This window comes from Citrobacter sp. wls826 (assembly GCF_005281245.1).
In the GTDB taxonomy this organism is placed as follows: Bacteria; Pseudomonadota; Gammaproteobacteria; order Enterobacterales; family Enterobacteriaceae; genus Citrobacter; species Citrobacter braakii.
In genome coordinates, this window is sequence record NZ_SZWS01000018.1 from 278,996 (window position 1) to 301,758 (window position 22,763).

21 protein-coding genes and 1 tRNA gene are annotated in these 22,763 nt (G+C 51.9%); 13 read left to right on the forward strand and 9 right to left on the reverse strand.

The window, feature by feature from the left end:
- Window positions 1-38: 38 nt before the first annotated feature.
- Window positions 39-533 carry a peptidylprolyl isomerase B gene (ppiB, locus tag FDW87_RS04010; RefSeq protein ID WP_003021875.1) on the reverse strand — a complete coding sequence of 165 codons (495 nt, stop codon included), beginning with the start codon at window positions 531-533 and terminating at the stop codon, window positions 39-41.
- A gap of 173 nt (window positions 534-706) precedes the next feature.
- On the opposite strand from ppiB, the gene cysS reads away from it, so the two are divergent.
- Window positions 707-2,092 (forward strand): cysteine--tRNA ligase, encoded by a 1,386-nt coding sequence (cysS, locus tag FDW87_RS04015; protein ID WP_006685638.1) that lies wholly within the window; start codon window positions 707-709, stop codon window positions 2,090-2,092.
- 90 nt (window positions 2,093-2,182) lie between these two features.
- Here cysS and FDW87_RS04020 read toward each other — a convergent pair whose 3' ends face one another.
- The 3 genes from FDW87_RS04020 to folD all read right to left on the reverse strand — a co-directional run bounded on the left by FDW87_RS04020 (window position 2,183) and on the right by folD (window position 3,911).
- Window positions 2,183-2,707 (reverse strand): metal-dependent hydrolase, encoded by a 525-nt coding sequence (locus FDW87_RS04020; protein ID WP_019076201.1) that lies wholly within the window; start codon window positions 2,705-2,707, stop codon window positions 2,183-2,185.
- Window positions 2,708-2,830: 123 nt separating this feature from the next.
- Complete coding sequence (gene ybcJ / locus FDW87_RS04025; RefSeq protein WP_016152124.1) at window positions 2,831-3,043, reverse strand: ribosome-associated protein YbcJ; 213 nt, start codon at window positions 3,041-3,043, stop codon at window positions 2,831-2,833.
- 1 nt (window position 3,044) lies between these two features.
- Entirely contained in the window at window positions 3,045-3,911 is an 867-nt protein-coding gene (folD, locus tag FDW87_RS04030) for a bifunctional methylenetetrahydrofolate dehydrogenase/methenyltetrahydrofolate cyclohydrolase FolD (protein WP_003021887.1), read from the reverse strand.
- Between the two features lie 575 nt (window positions 3,912-4,486).
- On the opposite strand from folD, the gene fimA reads away from it, so the two are divergent.
- The 6 genes from fimA to sfmF all read left to right on the forward strand — a co-directional run bounded on the left by fimA (window position 4,487) and on the right by sfmF (window position 10,556).
- On the forward strand, window positions 4,487-5,041 hold the full coding sequence (gene fimA, locus FDW87_RS04035) for a type 1 fimbrial major subunit FimA (RefSeq protein ID WP_032946983.1): 555 nt from the start codon (window positions 4,487-4,489) through the stop codon (window positions 5,039-5,041).
- Between the two features lie 77 nt (window positions 5,042-5,118).
- Entirely contained in the window at window positions 5,119-5,652 is a 534-nt protein-coding gene (gene fimI, locus FDW87_RS04040) for a type 1 fimbrial protein subunit FimI (protein WP_019076203.1), read from the forward strand.
- Window positions 5,653-5,693: 41 nt separating this feature from the next.
- Window positions 5,694-6,386 carry a type 1 fimbria chaperone FimC gene (gene fimC, locus FDW87_RS04045; protein WP_016152127.1) on the forward strand — a complete coding sequence of 231 codons (693 nt, stop codon included), beginning with the start codon at window positions 5,694-5,696 and terminating at the stop codon, window positions 6,384-6,386.
- A gap of 7 nt (window positions 6,387-6,393) precedes the next feature.
- A complete protein-coding gene (locus FDW87_RS04050; protein ID WP_046276060.1) occupies window positions 6,394-9,015 on the forward strand; it encodes a fimbrial biogenesis usher protein in 2,622 nt (873 codons plus the stop codon).
- A 4-nt stretch (window positions 9,016-9,019) separates the two neighbouring features.
- The gene (gene fimH / locus FDW87_RS04055) at window positions 9,020-10,027 is read left to right on the forward strand and encodes a type 1 fimbria D-mannose specific adhesin FimH (protein ID WP_109018108.1); all 1,008 of its coding nucleotides are present in this window, start codon (window positions 9,020-9,022) and stop codon (window positions 10,025-10,027) included.
- Complete coding sequence (gene sfmF, locus FDW87_RS04060; RefSeq protein WP_109018107.1) at window positions 10,020-10,556, forward strand: fimbria assembly protein; 537 nt, start codon at window positions 10,020-10,022, stop codon at window positions 10,554-10,556. Before fimH ends, sfmF begins: the two co-directional genes overlap by 8 nt.
- A gap of 49 nt (window positions 10,557-10,605) precedes the next feature.
- Here sfmF and fimZ read toward each other — a convergent pair whose 3' ends face one another.
- The 3 genes from fimZ to fimW all read right to left on the reverse strand — a co-directional run bounded on the left by fimZ (window position 10,606) and on the right by fimW (window position 13,527).
- A complete protein-coding gene (gene fimZ / locus FDW87_RS04065; protein WP_016152131.1) occupies window positions 10,606-11,238 on the reverse strand; it encodes a fimbria biosynthesis transcriptional regulator FimZ in 633 nt (210 codons plus the stop codon).
- 587 nt (window positions 11,239-11,825) lie between these two features.
- Window positions 11,826-12,548 carry a fimbriae Y protein gene (locus tag FDW87_RS04070; protein ID WP_101700640.1) on the reverse strand — a complete coding sequence of 241 codons (723 nt, stop codon included), beginning with the start codon at window positions 12,546-12,548 and terminating at the stop codon, window positions 11,826-11,828.
- 385 nt (window positions 12,549-12,933) lie between these two features.
- Entirely contained in the window at window positions 12,934-13,527 is a 594-nt protein-coding gene (gene fimW, locus FDW87_RS04075) for a fimbria biosynthesis transcriptional regulator FimW (protein WP_016155913.1), read from the reverse strand.
- A gap of 36 nt (window positions 13,528-13,563) precedes the next feature.
- On the opposite strand from fimW, the gene FDW87_RS04080 reads away from it, so the two are divergent.
- Both FDW87_RS04080 and FDW87_RS04085 read left to right on the forward strand, forming a co-directional pair.
- Window positions 13,564-13,743, forward strand: coding sequence for a hypothetical protein (locus tag FDW87_RS04080; RefSeq protein ID WP_016152134.1), 180 nt, complete (start codon window positions 13,564-13,566; stop codon window positions 13,741-13,743).
- A 39-nt stretch (window positions 13,744-13,782) separates the two neighbouring features.
- A tRNA-Arg gene (locus FDW87_RS04085) sits at window positions 13,783-13,859 on the forward strand.
- Between the two features lie 8 nt (window positions 13,860-13,867).
- On the opposite strand, the gene torS is transcribed toward FDW87_RS04085, so the two are convergent.
- Window positions 13,868-16,654: a TMAO reductase system sensor histidine kinase/response regulator TorS gene (gene torS, locus FDW87_RS04090; protein ID WP_137379473.1), complete on the reverse strand. Its 2,787-nt coding sequence runs from the start codon at window positions 16,652-16,654 to the stop codon at window positions 13,868-13,870.
- A gap of 82 nt (window positions 16,655-16,736) precedes the next feature.
- Between torS and torT the strand changes: the two genes are divergently transcribed.
- On the forward strand, window positions 16,737-17,768 hold the full coding sequence (gene torT, locus FDW87_RS04095; protein ID WP_016152136.1) for a TMAO reductase system periplasmic protein TorT: 1,032 nt from the start codon (window positions 16,737-16,739) through the stop codon (window positions 17,766-17,768).
- On the opposite strand, the gene torR is transcribed toward torT, so the two are convergent.
- Window positions 17,741-18,433, reverse strand: coding sequence for a two-component system response regulator TorR (torR, locus tag FDW87_RS04100; protein ID WP_019076211.1), 693 nt, complete (start codon window positions 18,431-18,433; stop codon window positions 17,741-17,743). The two genes, torT and torR, sit on opposite strands and share 28 nt — an antisense overlap.
- A 131-nt stretch (window positions 18,434-18,564) precedes the next feature.
- On the opposite strand from torR, the gene torC reads away from it, so the two are divergent.
- The 3 genes from torC to torD all read left to right on the forward strand — a co-directional run.
- Entirely contained in the window at window positions 18,565-19,743 is a 1,179-nt protein-coding gene (torC, locus tag FDW87_RS04105; protein WP_016152138.1) for a pentaheme c-type cytochrome TorC, read from the forward strand.
- A complete protein-coding gene (gene torA, locus FDW87_RS04110) occupies window positions 19,733-22,273 on the forward strand; it encodes a trimethylamine-N-oxide reductase TorA (protein ID WP_016152139.1) in 2,541 nt (846 codons plus the stop codon). Before torC ends, torA begins: the two co-directional genes overlap by 11 nt.
- Window positions 22,270-22,763: molecular chaperone TorD (torD, locus tag FDW87_RS04115; RefSeq protein WP_252362992.1), on the forward strand; the 494-nt coding region annotated here is incomplete at its 3' end. The genes torA and torD, both read left to right, overlap by 4 nt.

The window sequence follows — 22,763 nt, forward strand, 5'->3', positions numbered from 1 at the left end:
GCAGAGGTGAAGATCTGCAATAAACAGTGTCGTCACGATTACTCGCTAACGGTCACGTTTTCGATGATGACGTCTTCTTTTGGCACATCCTGGTGCATACCGCTGCGACCAGTGGAAACGCCTTTGATTTTATCAACCACGTCCATGCCTTCAACAACTTCAGCAAACACGCAATAACCCCAACCCTGCATGCTTTCGCCGGAGAAGTTCAGGAAGTCGTTGTCTGCAACGTTGATGAAGAACTGTGCGGTTGCGGAGTGCGGAGCCTGAGTACGCGCCATCGCCAGCGTACCACGGGTGTTTTTCAGACCGTTGTTCGCTTCGTTTTTGATCGCTTCTTTCGTGGCTTTTTGCTTCATGCCAGGTTCGAAACCGCCGCCCTGGATCATGAAACCGTTAATAACACGGTGGAAAATGGTGTTGTTGTAAAAACCTTCGCGGCAGTAGTCCAGGAAGTTTTTAACTGTTTCAGGCGCTTTATCATCAAACGTTTTGATTACGATATCGCCGTGATTAGTGTGGAAAGTAACCATTTTTGCATCCTGTTCCGATAGATTGGTGCTTCGACCCCGTGAAGGGTCAGAGTTAGGGGTGTGTTATAGCATAACCGCAAGCTGCGATCACCTCGCAAAGTGTGCTGCTTCCGGTCTAAATTATGGGTATTATACAGACTTTACTATCCACACACGTCTACACGGAATCTTCGATGTTAAAAATCTTTAATACACTGACGCGCCAAAAAGAGGAATTCAAACCTATTCATGCCGGGGAAGTCGGCATGTACGTGTGTGGTATTACCGTTTACGATCTCTGTCATATTGGCCACGGACGTACCTTCGTTTCTTTCGACGTTGTCGCTCGCTATCTGCGCTTCCTCGGCTATAAGCTGAAGTATGTGCGCAATATTACTGATATCGATGACAAAATCATCAAGCGCGCGAATGAAAACGGTGAGAGCTTTGTGGCGTTGGTCGACAGAATGATCGCGGAAATGCATAGCGATTTCGACGCGCTGAATATTCTGCGTCCGGATCTGGAGCCGCGCGCTACGCACCATATCGCTGAGATTATTGAAATCACTGAACAGCTGATTGCCAAAGGTCACGCTTATGTCGCTGATAACGGCGACGTGATGTTCGACGTGCCGACTGACCCGAACTATGGTCAGCTGTCACGCCAGGATCTGGATCAGCTGCAGGCGGGCGCACGCGTTGATGTGGTTGATGTGAAGCGCAACCCGATGGACTTCGTGCTGTGGAAAATGTCCAAAGAAGGCGAGCCGAGCTGGCCGTCTCCGTGGGGTGCGGGTCGTCCTGGCTGGCACATCGAATGTTCGGCGATGAACTGCAAACAGTTGGGCAACCATTTTGATATTCATGGCGGTGGTTCGGATCTGATGTTCCCGCACCATGAAAACGAAATCGCTCAGTCCACCTGTGCGCATGACGGTGAATACGTTAATTACTGGATGCACTCCGGGATGGTGATGGTTGACCGGGAGAAAATGTCCAAATCGTTGGGCAACTTCTTTACCGTGCGTGACGTGCTGAAATACTACGACGCCGAAACCATTCGCTACTTCCTGATGTCTGGTCATTACCGTAGCCAGTTAAACTACAGCGAAGAGAACCTGAAGCAGGCGCGCTCTGCACTGGAGCGTCTGTATACCGCGCTGCGCGGCACCGATAAGTCCGTTGCCCCAGCCGGTGGCGAAGCCTTTGAAGCACGCTTCATTGAAGCGATGGACGATGACTTCAATACGCCGGAAGCCTACTCCGTGCTGTTTGATATGGCGCGTGAGGTTAACCGCCTGAAGGGTGAAGATATGGCGGCGGCTAACGGTATGGCTTCGCATCTGCGTAAGCTTTCCAGCGTGCTGGGCCTGCTGGAACAGGAGCCCGAAGCATTCCTGCAAAGCGGTGCGCAGGCGGATGACGGTGAAGTTGCTGAAATTGAAGCGTTAATCCAGCAGCGTCTGGATGCCCGTAAAGCCAAAGACTGGGCGGCAGCTGACGCCGCGCGTGACCGTCTCAATGAGATGGGTATCGTGCTGGAAGATGGCCCGCAGGGCACTACCTGGCGCCGTAAGTAATGATATTGATTGCCGGATGGCGGCTCGCGCCCTGTCCGGCAATCAATGTACGAATGTCGGTCGGATAAGACGCTTGTCGTATCCGGCAAATTAATATTTCCGATACCACCACAGCACACCCATCATCATAACTCCCGGTAGCCATACCCATATCAACTCCGAAATTATCACCTGGTGCCCGTATGGTGTGGCGTAGCGTGATAGCGCAAACGGGGCGACTTTAATCACCTGCCACGGTGCAAAGAAGCGTTCATCCGACCACGGCCACAGCCAGCCGACGCCTTTGCCGCCAGTGGTGACCGAATCCAACAGGCTGTGCGACAGCAGTGAAACCGTCAGGAATAGCCAGCAGCGAATTAAGCCTGCCTTAAACCATCGTCGACCCATCCATACGCCGAGCAGCGGCACCACGAAGGCGAACAGCAGCGAATGGGTAAAACCGCGGTGACCAAACACGTTGCCGTAGGCGACGCCAAGCTTAAACGACAGTACGTCGGCATCCGGCAACATAGCCAGAATGACGCCAGTAAACAGTAATTGCGGGGGGATGACTTTACGCCCGAGACCTAATCCTAAACAGAGAGGAACGGCAGCGTGGGTAACGATTGTTGGCATGATGATCGCTTCATGTGGAAAAACAACATGCTAACAGTTCACTGTGAAGTGGTGATGAAGTCATTATCTGAAAAGGAGAGAGGAAGTGGCCGGACAGGGGTTAACCTCATCCGGCACCTGGGATCACGCCACGACGTTAATGCTGTGGCCTTCAAAGCTGACGGTCTGTCCGGCAACGATTTTGCAGCGTTTACGCGTTTCTACAGCACCATCGACCTTCACTAACCCTTCGCCAATAGCAATTTTTGCCTGGGCGCCGCTTTCGCTCCAGCCTTCCAGCTTCAGTAAATCGCAGAGTTCAACGTGTGGGTGTTTACCCAGTGAAAATGTCGCCATCTTAAACGTCCTTTACATCATGATATTCAACACACGCCTGCAGCGTGTTTTCGATAAGTGTGGCGACCGTCATTGGGCCTACGCCGCCGGGTACCGGCGTGATATATGACGCGCGTGCGGCTGCATCTTCAAAGACCACATCGCCAACAACCTTACCATTCTCCAGACGGTTGATGCCGACATCAATCACAATCGCACCTTCTTTGATCCACTCGCCGGGAATAAAGCCAGGTTTGCCGACGGCAACAATCAGCAGGTCTGCATGCTCTACATGGCGACGCAGATCTTTGGTGAACCGGTGGGTGACGGTGGTGGTGCAGCCAGCCAGCAGCAGCTCCATGCTCATCGGGCGGCCAACAATATTCGACGCGCCAATAACGACCGCATTCAGACCGTAGGTGTCGATATTGTAACGCTCAAGCAGAGTCACAATACCGCGCGGAGTACACGGGCGCAGGCGCGGCGCACGCTGGCACAGGCGACCAACGTTATACGGGTGGAAACCGTCAACGTCTTTATCCGGCGCAATACGCTCGAGAACTTTAACGTTGTCGATACCCGCAGGTAACGGTAGCTGGACCAGAATACCGTCGATGGTGGTATCTGCATTGAGCGTATCGATCAGCTCGAGCAGCTCCGCCTCGCTGGTGGTTTCAGGCAGGTCATAGGAGCGGGAGACAAACCCCACCTCGTCACAGGCTTTGCGTTTACTCGCGACATAAATCTGCGAAGCCGGGTTGCTACCTACCAGCACAACAGCCAGGCCTGGGGCGCGTAATCCAGCCGCTAAACGCGCCTGAACTTTTTGAGCAACCTCAGAGCGAACCTGCTGCGCAATCGTTTTACCGTCAATAATCTTTGCTGCCATCAGAGAGAGGATTCCGTCTGTTACGTTAAATCGAAGGGGATGCCGCTATTTTGTCAGAAGCGGGACGTGCTGTCAGTTTTCGTTTGCATTTTTACGTGCGCCAGGGGGCGTCACGATCTGCGAATGGGATCAGGACAAAGGCATAAGCCTTGCGGATAATTAATGAGCATGCTAATCAAAATTAACGTGAATGAAACAACTCATCACCCTGGTATTTTCAGGGGTAATGCGCCACAAACCAGTCTGTTACGGTTAATTATGAGGGATTTTACCTCATTCTCACCCAGATTTTTCCTGGGTCCCATTAAGAATTAGCCAGGGTCATTAAAAGGATTTGCAGGTATTTTTCATTAATTGAAATGTTTAATTTATCGCTGTGACGAATAGTCATATTCGCGAGGAATAATTAGTGAATCAAATACTCAGGAGAGTTGGGGTAAAAGGTTAGCTAATTCTCATGCGATATATATCTTTACAGGATGCAGAGATAATTAGCCTGACATTTAATGTCGATAATGATTCAAACGGATCCCGCAGGATGCTGGAGCCGGATGTGTGTAATTCAAGGGAAATCCATGAAACGTAAATTAATGACCTCTTCTGTTATTGCCAGCCTGATGTTAGTCGCCGGTGCAGCGGTTGCAGCCGATCCGGTAAGCGTTAGCGGCGGTACTGTGCATTTTGAAGGTGAACTGGTCAATGCAGCCTGTGCAGTCAGTACTCAGTCATCTGATCAGGTTGTGACGTTAGGCCAGTATCGTACTGCCAGTTTTGCCGCAGTGGGTGACACTACAGCACAAATTCCGTTCTCTATCGTGCTGAACGACTGTGACCCGAACGTTGCCGCAACCGCAGCTGTTGCTTTCTCAGGCCAGTCCGATATTACCAATAACAACCTGCTGGCCGTCACTTCTGCAGACAACGGTACCACTGCAGGCGGTGTTGGGATTGAAATTCTGGACAATACGTCCACCGCGCTGAAGCCGGATGGCGCAACCTTCTCTACCGCTCAGGCGCTGGTAGAAGGGACCAACACCCTGCGTTTCTCTGCACGTTACAAAGCCACTGCCGCAAGCGCAACGCCGGGTCAGGCAAATGCCGACGCGACGTTCATCATGAAGTACGAATAAGCCGTTTTGATTTGCACAAGGATGACGTTCGCCTCAATGGATGAGGCAATATCCGGGGATGATGAAGGATGCGGCAGATGATAGGGAAAGGCGTGGCGCTGGCGGGAATGCTGTGCGTAATGCCTGTGCTTTCACATACGGTAATACTGGAAAGTGGCCGCGTTCACTTACGGGGGCAGCTCGTCAACGGCGCCTGTACGGTCGCCACTGACAGTCAGGATATGCGGGTGCAAATGGGGCAGTATCGCACCAATGCTTTCTCTGGGACGGGAAGCTTCGCCTCTACCAGCGTACCGTTTTCACTGCGCTTAACGTCGTGCAGCTCCGATGTTTATGACCATGTTGGGATTGCGTTTGCGGGCGTGACGCCAGCGGAAGATCCGCAGGTTTTTCTTGCCAGCGGCGATGCGTCTGCGGCTTCGGGGATTGGCCTGGCGTTATTTGACGAGCGCCAACGGCAAATTATACCGAATGCCCTGCCGCTTCATTATGTGCCGATTATAACGCAAGAGATGACGTTTCATTTCACTGCCCGCTATCGGGCTGTCTCGGAAAATATAACGCCGGGAACGCTTCGCTCAGACGTGTGGTTTACGTTGGTTTATCCCTGATTTATTTCCCAACGATAATCGCATCAAAGGTATTTTTAGCTATGTTTAATTATCTAAAATCAGGTTTTATCCTTTTACTGGCCTTATTTTCTGCTGCCAGTGTTCAGGCTGCCGGAGGCATTGCATTAGGCGCCACTCGCGTTATTTATCCGGCCGATGCTAAACAAACGTCCCTGTCTATTAGCAATAGCGATACCAAAGAACGTTACCTGGTAAATTCATGGATTGAGAATAGCGCCGGCGCTAAAGAAAAATCGTTTGTGGTTACGCCTCCGCTGTTTGTTAGTGAACCCAAAAGCGAAAACACGCTGCGTATCATCTATGCCGGTGAACCGCTGCCCAAAGACCGTGAGTCGCTGTTCTGGATGAACGTCAAAGCCATTCCGTCAGTCAATAAAAACAGCCTTGAGGGCAAAAATGTTCTGCAACTGGCGATTCTGTCACGCATCAAACTTTTCGTTCGTCCGAATAATCTGCCGCAAATCCCGGAAGATGCACCAGGAATGCTGACCTTTTCCCGCTCCGGCAACCACCTGAAAATCAACAATCCGTCAGCGTACTACGTCACGTTGGTCAATCTCAATGTGGGGAAAACGAAGGTCGATAACGTGATGGTTGCGCCGAAAAGCGATGCGCAGGTCCTGCTACCCACGGGCGTTCAGGGCAACGTCACGTTCCAGACGGTCAATGATTATGGCGCTGTGACCCCGGCCAAAACGGTTAGTGTGCGTTGAGATAACGATGAATAAGACAACGTATTTTCCTGGCCTGTTACCGGGGGTTACGCCACCGCTGGCGGGGGTGGCGTTGTCCACGCTGGCGGCGCTCTTTCCCTCTCTAAGCTATGGGGAAAGCTATTTTAATCCGGCCTTTTTATCTGCGGATACGGCAACCGTGGCGGATTTATCACGTTTTGAAAAAGGCAATCACCAGCCTGAAGGCGTTTATCGCGTGGATATCTGGCGCAACGATGAGTTTGTTGCCACTCAGGATATTCGTTTTACTACCAGTGCGGCAAAAGCCGGGGAGAAGTCCGGTGGGCTGATGCCGTGCTTTGGACTCGACTGGGTGAAGCGCCTTGGCGTCAATATCGCCGCGTTTCCGGCACTCAGTAAGGATCCGAACGATACCTGTATCAATCTACCTGAGGCGATTCCCGGCAGCGAGATTGCGTTTGATTTTTCTACCCTGCGCTTAAACGTCAGCCTGCCACAGGCGTCAATGTTAAACAGCGCGCGCGGCTATATTCCACCGGAAGAGTGGGATGAAGGGATCCCGGCCGCGCTGGTTAACTACAGCTTTACCGGCAGCCGCGGCAGTGATACTGACAGTTACTTCCTCAGTATGCTCAGTGGTCTGAACTATGGCCCCTGGCGGTTGAGAAACAACGGTGCGTGGAGCTACTCCAAGGGCGACGGATACCACTCACAAAGCTGGAAAAACATCGGTACATGGCTTCAGCGCGCAATTATCCCGCTGAAGGGCGAACTGGTGATGGGCGACAGCAACACTGGCAACGACGTTTTTGACAGCGTCGGGTTTCGCGGTGCGCGGCTCTATTCCTCAGACAGTATGTATCCCGACAGCTTACAGGGCTACGCGCCTACCGTGCGCGGCATTGCGCGTACCGCAGCGAAACTGACCATTCGTCAGAATGGCTATGTGATTTATCAAAGCTATGTTTCACCCGGCGCTTTCTCAATAACCGATCTCAACCCAACGTCATCCAGCGGTGATCTTGAGGTCACGGTGGATGAGAAGGACGGCAGCCAGCAACGCTATACGGTGCCGTACTCCACCGTTCCCTTATTACAACGAGAAGGGCGTTTTAAGTATGACGTTGTCGCCGGGGATTTTCGCAGCGGCAATAGCCAGCAATCTTCACCGTTCTTTTTCCAGGGAACATTAATTGCCGGGTTACCAGAGGGCTATACCGCATACGGTGGTACGCAGTTGGCCTCACGTTACACCGCGGTGGTTTTAGGCACCGGTCGAAACCTGGGGGACTGGGGGGCAGTTTCTGTCGATCTCACCCATGCGCGCAGCCAACTGGCGGATGACAGTACGCACCAGGGGCAGTCTTTGCGTTTCTTGTATGCGAAATCGCTGAACAATTTTGGCACTAACTTCCAGTTGTTGGGGTATCGCTACTCAACGCGTGGCTTCTATACCCTCGACGATGTGGCGTATCGCAGTATGGAAGGCTATGAGTACGAATACGACAGTGAGGGCAATCGCCACGACGTGCCCAATGTGACGAGTTACCACAACCTGAGCTACAGCAAAAAGGGCCGTTTCCAGATCAACATTTCGCAGAATCTGGGGGATTACGGATCGCTGTATATCTCGGGTAGTCAGCAGACGTACTGGAATACTTCAGACACCAATACCTGGTATCAACTGGGCTATGCCAGCGGCTGGCAGGGGATTAGCTATTCACTCTCCTGGTCGTGGAATGAATCGGTTGGCATCTCCGACACCGACCGTATTCTGGCGTTCAATATGTCTGTACCGTTCAGCCTGCTGAGCGGACGGCGTTACTCGCGTGATAACGCCCTCGATCGCACCTACGCCACCTTTAATGCCAACCGTAATAGCAACGGGCAGAACAGTTGGCAGAGCGGGATCGGCGGTACGTTGCTGGATGGGCGCAACCTGAGCTACAGCGTGAATCAGGGGCACAGCAGCACCAATGGCTATAGCGGAAACGCCAGCGCCAACTGGCAGGCGGCCTATGGCACGCTGGGCGTGGGTTACAACTACGACCGTGACCAGCATGACTACAACTGGCAGCTCTCCGGCGGCGTAGTGGGGCATGCGGACGGCATTACGCTCAGTCAGCCTCTGGGCGATACCAACGTGCTGATTAAAGCGCCGGGCGCGCAGGGTGTACGGATAGAGAACCAGACCGGCGTTCAAACCGACTGGCGTGGATACGCGGTGATGCCATATGCCACCGTCTATCGCTATAACCGCGTCGCGTTAGACACCAATTCCATGAACAACAATACCGATGTGGAGAATAACGTTAGTAGCGTAGTGCCAACGCAAGGGGCGCTGGTGCGGGCGGCGTTTGATACACGAATCGGTGTGCGGGCGCTGATTACCGCCAAACATGCCGGTAAACCAGTGCCGTTTGGCTCCGTCGTGCGTGAAAACACCAGCGGCGTGACCAGCATGGTGGGTGAAGACGGGCAAATCTACCTGAGCGGCCTGCCGCTAAAAGGCGAGTTGTTGATCCAATGGGGGGAAGGCGCAAACGCGCGCTGCGTGGCGCGCTATGCCTTGCCAGAGGAGAGCCTGAAACAAGCGGTAACGCTCACGAACGTGACGTGCGAATCTCCGTCAGCACGACAGGAATAATACGATGAAACGACAAACGGGTTTGTTACTGGGAAGCGCTTTACTGCTGATGGCCCATTCGTCCTGGGCGACGGTCTGCCAAAACTCGAATGGCACGCCAACGGATGTTTTTTACGATCTGTCGAATGTCTTCAACAGTAGTAACAACCAGCCGGGACAGGTGGTGACGTTACCGGAAAAATCTGGCTGGGTTGGCGTGAATGCCACCTGTCCGGCCGGGACAACGGTAAATTACACCTATCGAAGCTATGTCACTGAACTTCCGGTTCAAAGTACCGAAGGCGGATTCCAGTATCTGAAGCTCAATGACTACCTGCTGGGGGCCATGAGCATAACCGATAGCTATGCCGGGTTATTTTATCCCCCGCGTAATTACATTCGCATGGGGACTCACCCTAACGTACCTAAGCAGCAGCCTTTTGGCGTGATGGATTCAAAGCTGGTGTTTAAGCTCAAAGTGATCCGCCCGTTTATTAACATGGTGCCGATTCCGCGGCAGACGATGTTCAGCGTCTATGTCACGACCAGTACCGGAGATGCGCTAAGCGTACCGGTTTATACCATCAGCTACAGCGGCAAGGTGGAGGTTCCACAAAACTGCGAAGTAAACGCCGGGCAGATTGTCGAGTTTGATTTTGGTGATATTGGCGCATCGCTGTTTAGCAAGGCAGGAGCGGGAAACCGGCCTGAAGGCATCAATCCGCAGACCAAAACGGTAGCGATAAAATGCACCAACGTCGCTGCACAGGCCTACTTAACCATGCGTGTAGAGGCCGAGAAAGCCACCGGGCAAATGATGGTATCTGACAATCCCGATTTAGGTTTTATTGTCGCCGACAGCAGCGGTAAACCGCTGACGCCCAATAATCTGTCCAGCACTATCCCGTTTCAACTGGATGATAACGCCGCGGCACGCGTGGGGATCCGAACATGGCCGGTTAGCGTGACGGGCAATAAGCCTACCGAAGGACCTTTTACAGCCCGTGGCTATCTGCGAGTGGATTATGACTAACAAACAAACGTCAGCCGCAGGGACACTTCTGGCAATGGTGTGCCTGCTGACATTCAGCTCGTTGTGCCACGCCGCTTCGTCGCTGGGGGAAATCAATATTGAACTGCGCGGTAACGTGGTGGACTTTACCTGCGCGGTAATTGCCGGCGACAGCAATAAGTCTGTGGAGCTAGGCACCTGGCCGACAAAGCAGCTTCAGACCAGCGGAGATACCACTCAACCGGTCGCGTTTACGCTGAAGCTAGAAGGCTGCCCGCCGGGTTCCGCTTCGATAACGTTTTCCGGAACTCCGGCCCCGGGCACGACGTTGCTGGCGCTTGATGACGCGGTGATGGCGCAAAAGGTGGCGATCGAACTGCACGACAGCGACCGTACGCGATTGCCGCTCGAGCAGGCCAGTCAGACGGTGGGGATTGATGAGAACGGCAACGCCACGCTGACCTTTTTCGCAAACTATATCGCGTTAGCTGCTGGGGTTCAGCCTGGCATTGCCAGGGCTGATGCCACGTTCATGATTAACTATAACTAATCAATGCGCTAACAAAACACTCCCGAACGAAATCTCGCCGGGAGTGTTATTACATTAATTCATGCATTTTTGCGTAATCGATCAGCTCAACGATGGTGTGCAACCCGAGCTTGGAGTAGATATTAGCCTTGTGAGCGCTAATCGTTTTATTGCTGAGTAACAACTGCTCAGCAATTTCCTTATTGGATAGCCCGTTTGCCAGATAACGCAAAACGGTAACTTCACGGTTAGAGAGCGGCATGTCATGTAAGACGCCTTTTTGTGCATTTATATTGTTAATGAAATTAAGGGTATCCGAAGGAAAAAAGGAATATCCCGATAAAATCATTTTTACCGCATTGTAGATATCATTGAGATCCTTTCGTTTACTGACAAACCCATTTGCACCGGCCCGGATAGCACGCCCGGCATAAAACGACTCGGATTTTGAGGACAGAAACAGTACCCGAGTTTTCTCCTGCAATGACTTTATTCTTTTGAGTAATGTAAACCCATCAGAACCAGGCAGTTCAATATCCAGGATGACAAGATCGACAGGGTACGTGCGCAGATGTTCTATTGCCGTACGGCTGTCATCGGTTTTCAACACTACCTGAATATTACTGTTTTTCTCGAGTAGTACTTCTATCGACATTCTGACAATAGGGTGTTCGTCCATAATGATAACGGATGCTGGTTTCATTGTTGTATGCCTCAAACTGTTTGCGTATCTTGCGAATTTGATAAAACATCAGGCGTTATAATATTGTCAAATAGCCAAGAATTGTTCTGAGGGAGAGCCGAATAAATATTATTTCATCCTTGTTTATTCGGTTGTTCTTCTGCAGAACAATGAATTTGTGGAAAATCCATTTCACACCGGGAAAACTAACAATTAATCAGGAAACTGTGGGGATTATACCTGCTCTGCTCATTCGGAAAAGACTTACAACATCCTGGTTGTTAATGTCAGTTAGGATATTCTGAAAGATCCAGATGTGTTAATGACTATTGGTATTATTTATCTGTGGTTCGAATTATGGCAGATTGAAAATTTTTTTTAAACAGTAAAAACGACACAATAAACCAATTGTTTAGGTTTTGTTAAGGCTGCAATAGGACTATTTTTTATTGAAATGCACAGGATCAGTAAGGTTAAGTGTGGGAGTGGCTCCAGGCATAATACCAGGAATAGTTGTAAATATTAAATATTTGTAAAAATTAGATCTGTTTTCTTATTTAAAAATAAGTAATTTCCTAAAAAATCTTATAGCACAATGAGTTATGGTGTTAAATTAAATGGGGAGAGGTAACGTTGAGGCGGTGTATCAGATGCAAAAAGCGCTGCCTGCTGGGTAATCCAAGGCGCGTAATCAACTGGTTCAGGCGATAGATGATGCGGTGGTAGGGTTGTGCCTGTAACAATGCAATCTTTTTTAAGGAGTTACCCTGTAATAGTAAGGTAATCAGCTCCCAGTCGAACTGATTTATACGCCTGGAATGAATATAGTTAAGAACCGGAGATAATAAGGCCTGGCGCATCTCGGGGAGGCGCAAATTGCGTGGCAAGATATAAAATGGACCGGACAGTGAAATAAATCTAGTGAGGTCTTCATCGCGACTGGAAAGCATTATGAAGATTTGGATGTTATTATGCTTCTTAATTAGCTGGCGCAGGCTTTCAAGTATATCGAAATAAGGGGTTGTTAAGCTTTCAATGTCAATCACTAACTGGCTAATTACCGGCTCTTGCATGCTGAGCAAAGTCGATTCAACGCTCTGGAAGATCGCCGTGCGAGTACCTGAGAATAAATGTCGACTCAGCGCATAGGCCAGATAGTAGTCTGTCGTAATTATCGCCTGAGATATAGTGCCGTCCGGTAAGGTGTATTCGAGTTTTTGCGCCAGATACTCGATCCGGTCAAATACCTGTGAGGTACAGTGGGGAAATTGCCAGCTACAGTTAGCGTTTCGTATACGGCGATAGCGGTCCCGGCGTTTTGCACTGTGCATCCTTTTCCATTCCATTTCTGTTGCGGCAGGTCTGGATAAATTGCTGACTACAGGCATCCCTGAACCAAACTTTTGTCAGCGCAAAGGTGAGTTGACTTGTGCCGTTGGGTTTCAGTGCTTCAACAATCATCAGACTGGCAATTGCGTACTCCATCAGAATAATCTGCCGGAAGTTTTCTGATGTCTTACTCAATGCCCAAAAGATCGTTTTATCCAGTTCAACCTCTCTCTGAGATTAGATAAAATATTACCGGGTGTGTCTTTTTGTTACCCCGGAAATAGTATGGCCGGATTATTCTCGCAGCCTGAAGCCAGGTACAGTAGGAGCCGATGCTTAATCGATGATGAGATATTTCTCAATAAAAATTAGGCAGAGATACCCCGTCTAATTTTGCAGAAAGTTCAGATGTGCGCGGATGTATCTTAAGAATTGCTGATCGTTTTTCACATGCAGCTTTTTCATAATGCTGCGGCGGGTCGCTTTGGCCTGGATATCACTGACTGAGAGCAGATGAGCCGTTTCGGCTAACGTATACCCGCTGGCGAGAAACATTAAGAACTGGCGTTCTTCGATAGAAAAGTTGCGGGTGGTGCAGTAATGGCAGATAGTCGCGGGCACGCTAGTGCGCAGTGCGCGTTTTTGCAGGATGAGGACCAGTTTTTTGGTTATCTCGTCGACGTCATCTTCCCGATAAATCAGTGGCAACATGTACAGGCAGGGGCGGAACATCAGCTTATCTTTGTCGTTTTTGCTACAGATGACCACCCGGTGTTGGCGCCTGGTATGGACAGGAACCATGTAACAATCGGCGCTGAGCCAATCTTCATCCAGTGAGATAAACGCGATTTCAGCGCGATCGATATCTTCGACAGGTAAAAAGCTAATTTCCTGATGCCACTGATTTGCCAGATGGGAGATGATGATTTTCAGTCCATGTTCGAAGTGACTGTTTTCTTCCTTGATGGCGATACTTAACATTAAAGAGTTCCTGACCACTGGAGAGGGGATAAAAGAATGTTAAGCAAAATCATAAATATTCTAAATACATGTATCCCTAAATCTGACGTTTTGCGGGCTGAGTTGTTACCAGGTGATTTCCTGGATACCTTTGAACGAGCAGAAAAAATCAACATTCGTACACTTCGCCAGCAACCGAAACAAAAGGCATTGACTCAGCAAGCGCTGACCGTATAATTCACGCGTTTCATCTGCATGAAGTAATCACTTCGCAATGCGCCCTTAGCTCAGTTGGATAGAGCAACGGCCTTCTAAGCCGTAGGTCGTAGGTTCGAATCCTACAGGGCGTACCATTTCAACGTCACTTCTGATGTTCAGCTTCAGCTAATCGCGACAAATTTTCTTTTGCCAACCACATTTCCACTTCTGTAAGACTTAGTTGTACTTCCTCTCTGAGTGAAAAATCAGCTAGCGGCTGCTGTTCAAGCGCTGCGCACATCCTGCTGGCGGAACGCATCCCCATGCTGGCGCAGCTGCTTTTTAGCTGATGTGCCAGACGTTTTATCTTCTCGTACTCATATGCTGCGCGCGCTGCGTCAATCTCATCTAATACAGGAAGGGTGTGTTGCTTAAAGAGCGCTAACCATTCGTGCACCTTTTGCCATCCCATTAGCTGGATATCCCCGGCTAATTGCTGGGTATCTAACCGTTGGTTGTCATTTTCTAATGCAGCCGGGAGAGGGGCGTTACCGTGCAGATAATGGGTAATGAGCCGACTGAGTTCATCCCGGGGAACCGGTTTTTGAATAACGCCGAGAAACAGGGTGCTGGTTCTTTGGCTTAGCGTTTCGTCGATGACGTGTGCGCTAAAGCCTATTAGCTTTAACGTCGGAAACTCGCGGGTTAACTGTTGCGCCAGCGTGATGCCGTCGATATCCGGAAGATCAAAATCAACCAGCGCGGCATTATACTGGGCGTCTTGCTGCAGTATGGTGAGCGCCGCAGCCGCACTGTCGGCAGCGGTGACCTGGGCGCCATTGAGGGTGAGCATTTCTGTACTGATGCGCTGCGTGAGGGGGTTATCCTCGATTAGCAGCAAGCGTAAACCCTGTAACGATATGGCACGTGGAACGGATTTAGCTACCGGCATCGCGCCAGCCCGTAATGGCAGACGCAGACGAAAGCAGCTTCCGACTCCCGGCGTACTGGTGACGCTCAGTTCTCCCTGCATCGCCTGCGCAAGGCTGGCACTGATAGTGAGTCCAAGCCCGGTCCCCCCACGTTTACCGCTAACCTGAACAAACGGCTGAAAAATATCGCGCTGATGGACAAGATCAATCCCGCATCCCGTGTCCTCAACCTCAATATACCAGTCCTGATCTTTACATCGGCTACGCAGGGTGATGTGTCCGCGATCGGTAAAGCGCAGCGCGTTGTTTAATAGGTTAGTTATGATTTGCCGAATGCGGCGCGGATCGCCGCGAAGGGAGTCGGGGACGTCATCGGCAAAATCCGTAACCAGCACGACCGGGCGACCCACAACGCGACCGTGCATGAGCTGAAGCGTACTTTCCAGCAAGGGTCTGGGCTCAAAAGGTTCATCGCCGATCGCCACATTTTTTCCGCCCGCTTCGATGGCGGAATAGTCCAGGATATCGTTGAGGATGGTCAGCAGAGACTCGCCAGAGTCGGTGATTGCGCGCAGATTCTCCTGATGCTGCGCCAGAGCGGGATTGTCTGAGAGCAACTGCGCAGTGCCGAGGATCCCATACAGCGGGGTGCGTATTTCATGGCTCATGGCGGCAAGAAACGCCGATTTTGCCTGGTTGGCTTTTTCGGCTTCTGCCCGCGCCTGACGGTGTTCAGACACCATAGAACGCAGTTCGGCGGTGCGAGCTTTTACCTGAGCGGCCAGATGTTCGCGATGGCTATTAAGGGCGTGAACGCTGCCGCGAAAGGCATCCATCAACCGCCCGATGGTATCCAGTTCGCGAACGCCCGCGGTTTCCGGAAATGGGGAGTCAATATCACCTTCAAGCAGACGCTGTAACGCCTGGGTTTGCTGCGCCAACGGACGCGTCACTGAGCGGTAAACTACGCGCCAAAGAATGAGAATTAACAAGCACAATGACACCGCACCTAACAGCAGTAGCAGCGTTTGCCCGCGCTGGCTGGCCTGTTTGAGATGCGCCAGCCCGGTCTGATTGCGTTGGCCAATGATTTCTACCAACTGACTCACTTCGCTACTGAAACGGGTAAATTGCTCGATATTGTTCTGCGATAAGATCTGTAAGCGGGTGGTGATGTCATTATCCTGACGATACAGGGCCAGCAGATCGACATAACGGCTTATCGAATTTACAGCGCCGGCAACCTGAGTGCGTACCACCGGATCTTCAATGCGTATTTGTCGGCGGTGAAGCACTCTGACGGCGGCATTAAGCTGGGTTTCCAGCGCTGCAAGGTTATTCTGCGCCTGGTTATTTCCCAGATTCATCACCATTTGCTGCACGCGTAGCGCGCTCAGGCGCAGTTCATTCATCTGGTTATAATATTCCAGATCGATATCGATAAGCCTGTCGAGAGCGTGTTCCGCCGCCTGCCCCTGATGGCTCTCAATCAAATCATAAATGCTTGCCTGCGTAGCGCCCGCCGAGGTGGCGGCATTACTGGCCTGACCGCGCGCCATTTCGGCAACGTCGGCGGTAGCCTCAACAATATGTTGGCTGAGCTGTTGCTGCCGATCGCGCAGTTTCAGACGTTCGCCAACCAACTCCCCCTGATGGCTTAACGACTGGGCGATCTCTTTTTCCTGTTGTTCAATGGCCGACGTGTCAAAGCCCTGCTCGCGCAGGGTTTTCAGTAAAGCGGTAATTTTCAGGCTTTGGGCGGTTAACATACGCCCCTGAGCCAGCCACATATTTTCATTATCTGCGGTGGTCAGATTCTGCGCGGAAAACAGTTCCCAGGCGCTGGCTTCGCTGAGCTGGCGCGCCATGTCCATGGTCGGGATCAGCGCCTGGGTATTGGCCTGCTCAACCTGGCTGACAAAACGCAGGTTATACCAGCCAACCAGCGTACTAATGAGGGTCAGTGCCGCCATCAGCCCGAAGCCTATCCACAGTCGTTTGGTCAGAGATAAATTCACTGTCGGGTCGCCACAGATTAAAAAGGTTGAGTCCAAAAGAGGAAAGCAACTAGGATAAAGCCTTATCAATGTTGAGGCTATCATGCGCGTATTGGTTTTCCTGCTTATCACACTTTTTCCTGGCTTAGGTCACGCGACCGGGTCCGCACTGCTGCGCTGGCAGGATACCCAGCAGGCAGTGCCGGAGCCGCTAACGGACGTTACTGCAAACAAAGTCTGGAAACTGTGCGCGCTGTATCCCAGCCTGAAGGATTCCTACTGGCTTTCCGTGAATTACGGCATGCTGGAGGCGGCGAAAAAATACGGCGTAAGCCTGAAGGTGCTCGAGGCGGGAGGGTATCGCCAGTTCGACACGCAAAAATCACAAATCGCTCAATGCCAGCAATGGGGCGCGGATGCCATTTTGTTGGGCAGCAGCACGACGACTTTTCCGGATTTGCAGGCACAGGTTGGCACGCTGCCGGTTATTGAGGTGGTGAATGCTATCCATGACGCAACGGTAAAAGCCCGGGTTGGGGTTCCGTGGTTCCAGATGGGTTATCAGCCTGGCCGCTATTTGGTTAAGTGGAGCGCGGGCAAACCGCTAAAGGTCTTATTATTGCCAGGACCTGATGACGCCGGGGGCAGTCGTGAGATGGTGGCCGGATTCCGTCAGGCAATTGCCGGCAGTCAGGTGCGCATCGTGGATGTGGCGTTGGGCGATAATGATATTGAAATACAGCGTAACCTTTTGCAGGAGATGCTTGAGCGTCACCCGGATGTCGACGTGGTGGCCGGTACGGCAATTGCTGCGGAAGCGGCAATGGGGGAGAAGCGCAATCAGGGCGCGCCGTTAACTGTCGTCTCTTTTTATCTGTCGCATCAGGTGTATCGCGGGCTTAAACGCGAAAGAATCATTATGGCTGCCAGCGATCAAATGGTCTGGCAAGGTGAACTGGCGATTCAGCAGGCTATCAGAGTATTACAAGGGCAGCCGGTGCCGGAAAATATCAGCCCACCGATCCTGGTGCTCACCCCGAAAAATGCCGACAGCCAGCATGTAAAGTGCTCGTTGTCACCCGGCGGATTCCGTCCTGTTTATCTGTATCAGTACACGTCGGCTGCTAAAAAATAGCCTTCCCCGTGCTGCGTCACCAGTAAATCAGCCCGCAGCTTGTGGCGTAAACGGCGGATCAGTACGTCCACGGTGCGTAAGTCCGGATTGTCTACCCGTCGTGCCGAAAGCATGCGCAGTAAACGTTCGCGACTGAGAATTTCCCCCGGATTGGTGACAAACGCGACCAGCATTTCATACTCGGCGCGGGTGAGTTTGATTGCCTCGTCGCCCAGTTCCAGAGTATGACGGGAGACGTTCAGACAATACCCGGCAAACTGATAGCAGTTGTCTTTAGCCTCCGGTCGCGCCTCGCGGGTAAGGTCGATACGCCAGAGTAAATTTTTCACTCTCACCACCAGTTCACGTAGCTCCAGCGGCTTGGTGACATAATCATCAGCACCCATTTCCAGGCCAACGATACGGTCAATTTGGTCACTACGACCCGTGACCAGGATGATCCCCACCGTTGAGCGTTCACGCAGGGCGCGGGTCAGCATTAAGCCATTTTCATCCGGGAGATTGATATCTAACAGAATAAGATCGACAGAGTGTTGTGACATGATTTCACGCAGGCCGGCTCCGCTGGCTGTGACCGAGACGTGATAACCTTCCTGTTCAAAATAAGCCTGTAATCGTGCCTGGGTAACGGGTTCATCCTCAACAATGACAATGTGATGCGACATCCTGGTTGTTGTCTCTTTCTGTTCATATCTGTTCACATTGTGCCGTAAGCCATTCATCCTGACCAGTGTTGCTGTTCACATTTGCGAAATAAGATCCTCTGTAACTAAACCATATATTTACAGGGGCTATTATGCGGAAACTATGGAGGGCGCTGCTCAGACCGAGCGCACGTTGGTCAGTGTTGGCGCTGGTCGTCATCGGGATGGTGGTCGGTATCGCGCTGATCGTCTTACCGCACGTTGGCATTAAATTAACCAGTTCAACCGAATTTTGCGTGAGCTGCCACAGCATGCAGCCGGTTTATGAAGAATATAAACAGTCTGCGCATTTTCAGAATGCCTCCGGGGTACGCGCAGAGTGTCATGATTGCCACATTCCATCCGATATCCCTGGCATGGTGAAACGTAAGCTGGAGGCCAGCAACGATATTTACCAGACCTTTGTTGCCCACTCTATTGATACTCCTGAGAAATTCGAAGCCAAACGTGCCGAGCTGGCGGAGCGCGAATGGGCGCGAATGAAAGAGAACAACTCCGCGACCTGTCGTTCCTGTCATAACTATGATGCGATGGATCACGCGAAACAGCACCCTGAAGCTGCGCGTCAGATGAAGATTGCGGCCAAGGACAATCAATCCTGTATTGACTGCCATAAAGGTATTGCGCATCAGCTTCCCGATATGAGCAGCGGTTTCCGTAAGCAGTTTGACCAGTTACGCGCCAACGCAAACGACGATGGCGATACGCTCTATTCCCTGGACATCAAACCTATTTATGCCGCCAAAGGGGATAAAGAACCTGCGGGCTCACTGCTGCCTGCTTCTGAAGTAAAAGTGTTAAAGCGTGACGGCGACTGGCTGCAAATTGAAATTGTGGGCTGGACCGAGAGTAACGGGCGTCAGCGCGTGCTGGCCCAATTGCCAGGTAAACGCATTTTTGTGGCCTCCATTCGTGGCGACATTCAGCAGCATGTGAAAACCCTGGAGCAAACGACCGTCGCGGAAACGAACACGCAGTGGAGCAAGCTGCAGGCCACCGCCTGGATGCAGAAGGGCGATATGGTTAACGACATTAAGCCAATCTGGGCTTATGCCGACTCGCTCTATAACGGAACCTGTAACCAGTGCCACGGCGCACCTGAGAAAGAACACTTTGACGCCAACGGCTGGATTGGCACGTTGAACGGCATGATTGGATTTACCAGTCTGGATAAACGTGAAGAACGTACCTTACTGAAATATCTGCAGATGAATGCCTCTGACACCACGGACAAGCCGCATGGCGATAAGGGAGAAAGCAATGAAAAATAACGATCTCTTTCAGGCATCTCGCCGTCGTTTTCTACTGCAGTTGGGCGGCTTGACCGTCGCCGGTATGTTAGGACCTTCGCTGCTCACACCGCGCAGCGCCAACGCCGCAGAGGTGCAGGGAACTGGCGTCAAAGAGGGGATCCTGACCGGATCTCACTGGGGGGCAATCCGCGCCACCGTGGTTGATGGGCGTTTTATTGAAGCCAAACCGTTTGAGCGTGATAAGTACCCGTCAAAAATGATCGCCGGACTGCCGGATCACGTGCATGGCGGGGCGCGTATTCGCTATCCAATGGTCCGCGTCGACTGGTTGCGTAAACGCCATCAGAGCGATACCACGCAGCGTGGAGATAACCGCTTTGTGCGCGTTTCGTGGGATGAAGCACTGGACTTCTTCTATCAGGAGCTGGAGCGAATTCAGAAGACCTATGGCCCGAGCGCGCTGCTGACGGCCAGCGGTTGGCAATCAACCGGCATGTTCCATAACGCCTCGGGGATGCTGGCGCGCGCCATTGCGCTGCACGGCAACAGCGTAAGTACCGGGGGCGACTATTCCACTGGTGCTGCCCAGGTGATTCTGCCGCGCGTGGTCGGGTCAATGGAGGTATATGAACAGCAGACCTCCTGGCCGCTGGTGCTGAAAAACAGCAAAACGATTGTGCTGTGGGGTTCCGACCTGATTAAAAACCAGCAGGCGAACTGGTGGTGCCCGGATCATGATGTTTATGAATACTACGAACAACTGAAAGAAAAAGTGGCGCGCGGCGAGATCTCGGTTATCAGCGTTGATCCGGTCATCACCTCGACGCACGACTACCTGGGCCGCGACAAGGTTAAACACGTCGCCGTGAATCCGCAGGCCGATGTGCCGCTACAGCTGGCGCTGGCGCACACGCTTTATACCGAGAAGCTCTACGATAAGCATTTTCTCGATAACTACTGCGTAGGGTTTGAGCAGTTTCTGCCTTATCTGCTGGGGGAAAGTGACGGACAGCCTAAAGATGCCCAGTGGGCGGAAAAAATATGCGGGATTGATGCCGATACGATTCGTGAACTGGCGCGGCAAATGGCGGGCGGAAGAACGCAGATTATTGCCGGCTGGTGCGTCCAGCGTATGCAGCACGGGGAACAGTGGGCGTGGATGATCGTGGTGCTGGCCTCAATGCTTGGACAAATCGGCTTACCCGGCGGTGGCTTCGGCTTTGGCTGGCACTACAACGGCGCGGGCACGCCAAGCCGCAAAGGGATTATCCTGAGCGGTTTTTCTGGCTCCACCACCGTACCTCCTGTGCATGACAGCACTGATTATAAGGGGTACAGCAGCACCATCCCGATCGCACGTTTTATCGATGCGATTCTTGAGCCGGGTAAACAAATTAACTGGAACGGCAAAACCGTCAAGTTGCCGCCGTTGAAGATGTGCGTTTTTGCCGGGACCAACCCTTTCCATCGTCACCAGCAGATCAATCGTATTATTGAGGGCTGGCGTAAGCTGGAAACCGTTATCGCCATCGATAATCAGTGGACCTCGACCTGTCGATTCGCTGACATCGTATTGCCCGCGACGACCCAGTTTGAGCGTAACGATCTTGACCAGTATGGCAACCACTCCAACCGCGGCATTATCGCCATGAAACAGTTGGTGCAGCCGCAATTTGAAGCACGTAATGATTTCGATATTTTCCGCGATCTCTGCCGCCGCTTTAATCGTGAAGAAGCCTTTACCGAAGGGCTGGATGAGATGGGGTGGCTGAAAAGGATCTGGCAGGAAGGAAGCCAGCAGGGGAAAGGGCGCGGCGTTCATCTCCCCGCTTTTGACGTTTTCTGGAATCAGCAAGAGTACGTTGAATTCGAACATCCGCAGATGTTTGTACGTCATCAGGCATTCCGCGAAGACCCCGATCTTGAGCCGCTGGGCACGCCGAGCGGATTGATCGAAATTTTCTCGAAAACCATTGCCGGTATGCAGTATGACGACTGCCAGGGGCATCCGATGTGGTTTGAGAAAATCGAACGCTCACATGGTGGACCCGGGTCGCAGCGTTGGCCACTGCATCTGCAATCTGTTCATCCTGATTTCCGTCTGCACTCGCAGCTTTGTGAATCTGAAGCGCTGCGTAAGCATTATGCGGTAAGTGGTAAAGAGCCGGTGTTTATCAACCCGCAGGATGCCAGCGTCAGGGGGATTCGCAACGGTGATATTGTCCGTGTCTTTAACGCACGTGGACAAGTACTGGCCGGGGCGGTTGTCTCCGATCTCTACTCGCCAGGCGTGGCGCGTATTCATGAAGGTGCCTGGTACGACCCTGATAACGGCGGAGAAACTGGGGCGCTGTGTAAATACGGCAATCCGAATGTATTAACAATCGATATCGGCACGTCTCAACTGGCGCAGGCGACCAGCGCTCATACTACGCTGGTGGAAATTGAGAAATATACCGGCAAGGTGGATAACGTGACGGCGTTTAGCGGCCCGATAAAAATGGTGGCGCAGTGCGAATATGTTCCGGCGGAGAAGGTATCGTCATGATAAAACACTCTTCCCTTACAACAGAACAGATGGCCTGCGTTTACGCCTGGCTGGCGCAGTTGTTTTCCCGGGAACGGGACGATGACAGCCTGGCACTTTTGCAGTCCAGCGAAATGGCTGAGTGGTTCGCGGTGCTAAAAGGTGAACCGTCGCTTGAAGCGGAAGTCCTTCAGTTGGAGGAGAAAATTGCTGCGCTTCAGGTGCGTGAGGACGCAACCCTCGAACTGGCGGCTGATTTTTGTAGCCTGTTTCTGATGGCGGAAAAACACGCGGCGTTACCCTATGCGTCGGCCCATCTTGAAGGAGGGCCGAATTACGGGGTCATTAAACGATTGTTAGCCGATGCTGGCATGCAGGTAAGCGAAACGTTTAGCGAGTCAGCCGATCATCTGGCAATTTTTATCGAACTGCTGAGTCATCTGCATTTTTCTCTGGGAGAGTCCGGGTTTAGCCGCCAGCGTATTGATGCGCTGCGCAGAGAAACGCTGGC

Bases quoted from the DNA above. Each gene is read 5' to 3' on its own strand.
- ppiB (WP_003021875.1), bottom strand. From the start codon at position 533: ATGGTTACTTTCCACACTAATCACGGCGATATCGTAATCAAAACGTTT.
- cysS (WP_006685638.1), top strand. From the start codon at position 707: ATGTTAAAAATCTTTAATACACTGACGCGCCAAAAAGAGGAATTCAAA.
- FDW87_RS04020 (WP_019076201.1), bottom strand. From the start codon at position 2,707: ATGCCAACAATCGTTACCCACGCTGCCGTTCCTCTCTGTTTAGGATTA.
- ybcJ (WP_016152124.1), bottom strand. From the start codon at position 3,043: ATGGCGACATTTTCACTGGGTAAACACCCACACGTTGAACTCTGCGAT.
- folD (WP_003021887.1), bottom strand. From the start codon at position 3,911: ATGGCAGCAAAGATTATTGACGGTAAAACGATTGCGCAGCAGGTTCGC.
- fimA (WP_032946983.1), top strand. From the start codon at position 4,487: ATGAAACGTAAATTAATGACCTCTTCTGTTATTGCCAGCCTGATGTTA.
- fimI (WP_019076203.1), top strand. From the start codon at position 5,119: ATGATAGGGAAAGGCGTGGCGCTGGCGGGAATGCTGTGCGTAATGCCT.
- fimC (WP_016152127.1), top strand. From the start codon at position 5,694: ATGTTTAATTATCTAAAATCAGGTTTTATCCTTTTACTGGCCTTATTT.
- FDW87_RS04050 (WP_046276060.1), top strand. From the start codon at position 6,394: ATGAATAAGACAACGTATTTTCCTGGCCTGTTACCGGGGGTTACGCCA.
- fimH (WP_109018108.1), top strand. From the start codon at position 9,020: ATGAAACGACAAACGGGTTTGTTACTGGGAAGCGCTTTACTGCTGATG.
- sfmF (WP_109018107.1), top strand. From the start codon at position 10,020: ATGACTAACAAACAAACGTCAGCCGCAGGGACACTTCTGGCAATGGTG.
- fimZ (WP_016152131.1), bottom strand. From the start codon at position 11,238: ATGAAACCAGCATCCGTTATCATTATGGACGAACACCCTATTGTCAGA.
- FDW87_RS04070 (WP_101700640.1), bottom strand. From the start codon at position 12,548: ATGCACAGTGCAAAACGCCGGGACCGCTATCGCCGTATACGAAACGCT.
- fimW (WP_016155913.1), bottom strand. From the start codon at position 13,527: ATGTTAAGTATCGCCATCAAGGAAGAAAACAGTCACTTCGAACATGGA.
- FDW87_RS04080 (WP_016152134.1), top strand. From the start codon at position 13,564: ATGTTAAGCAAAATCATAAATATTCTAAATACATGTATCCCTAAATCT.
- torT (WP_016152136.1), top strand. From the start codon at position 16,737: ATGCGCGTATTGGTTTTCCTGCTTATCACACTTTTTCCTGGCTTAGGT.
- torR (WP_019076211.1), bottom strand. From the start codon at position 18,433: ATGTCGCATCACATTGTCATTGTTGAGGATGAACCCGTTACCCAGGCA.
- torC (WP_016152138.1), top strand. From the start codon at position 18,565: ATGCGGAAACTATGGAGGGCGCTGCTCAGACCGAGCGCACGTTGGTCA.
- torA (WP_016152139.1), top strand. From the start codon at position 19,733: ATGAAAAATAACGATCTCTTTCAGGCATCTCGCCGTCGTTTTCTACTG.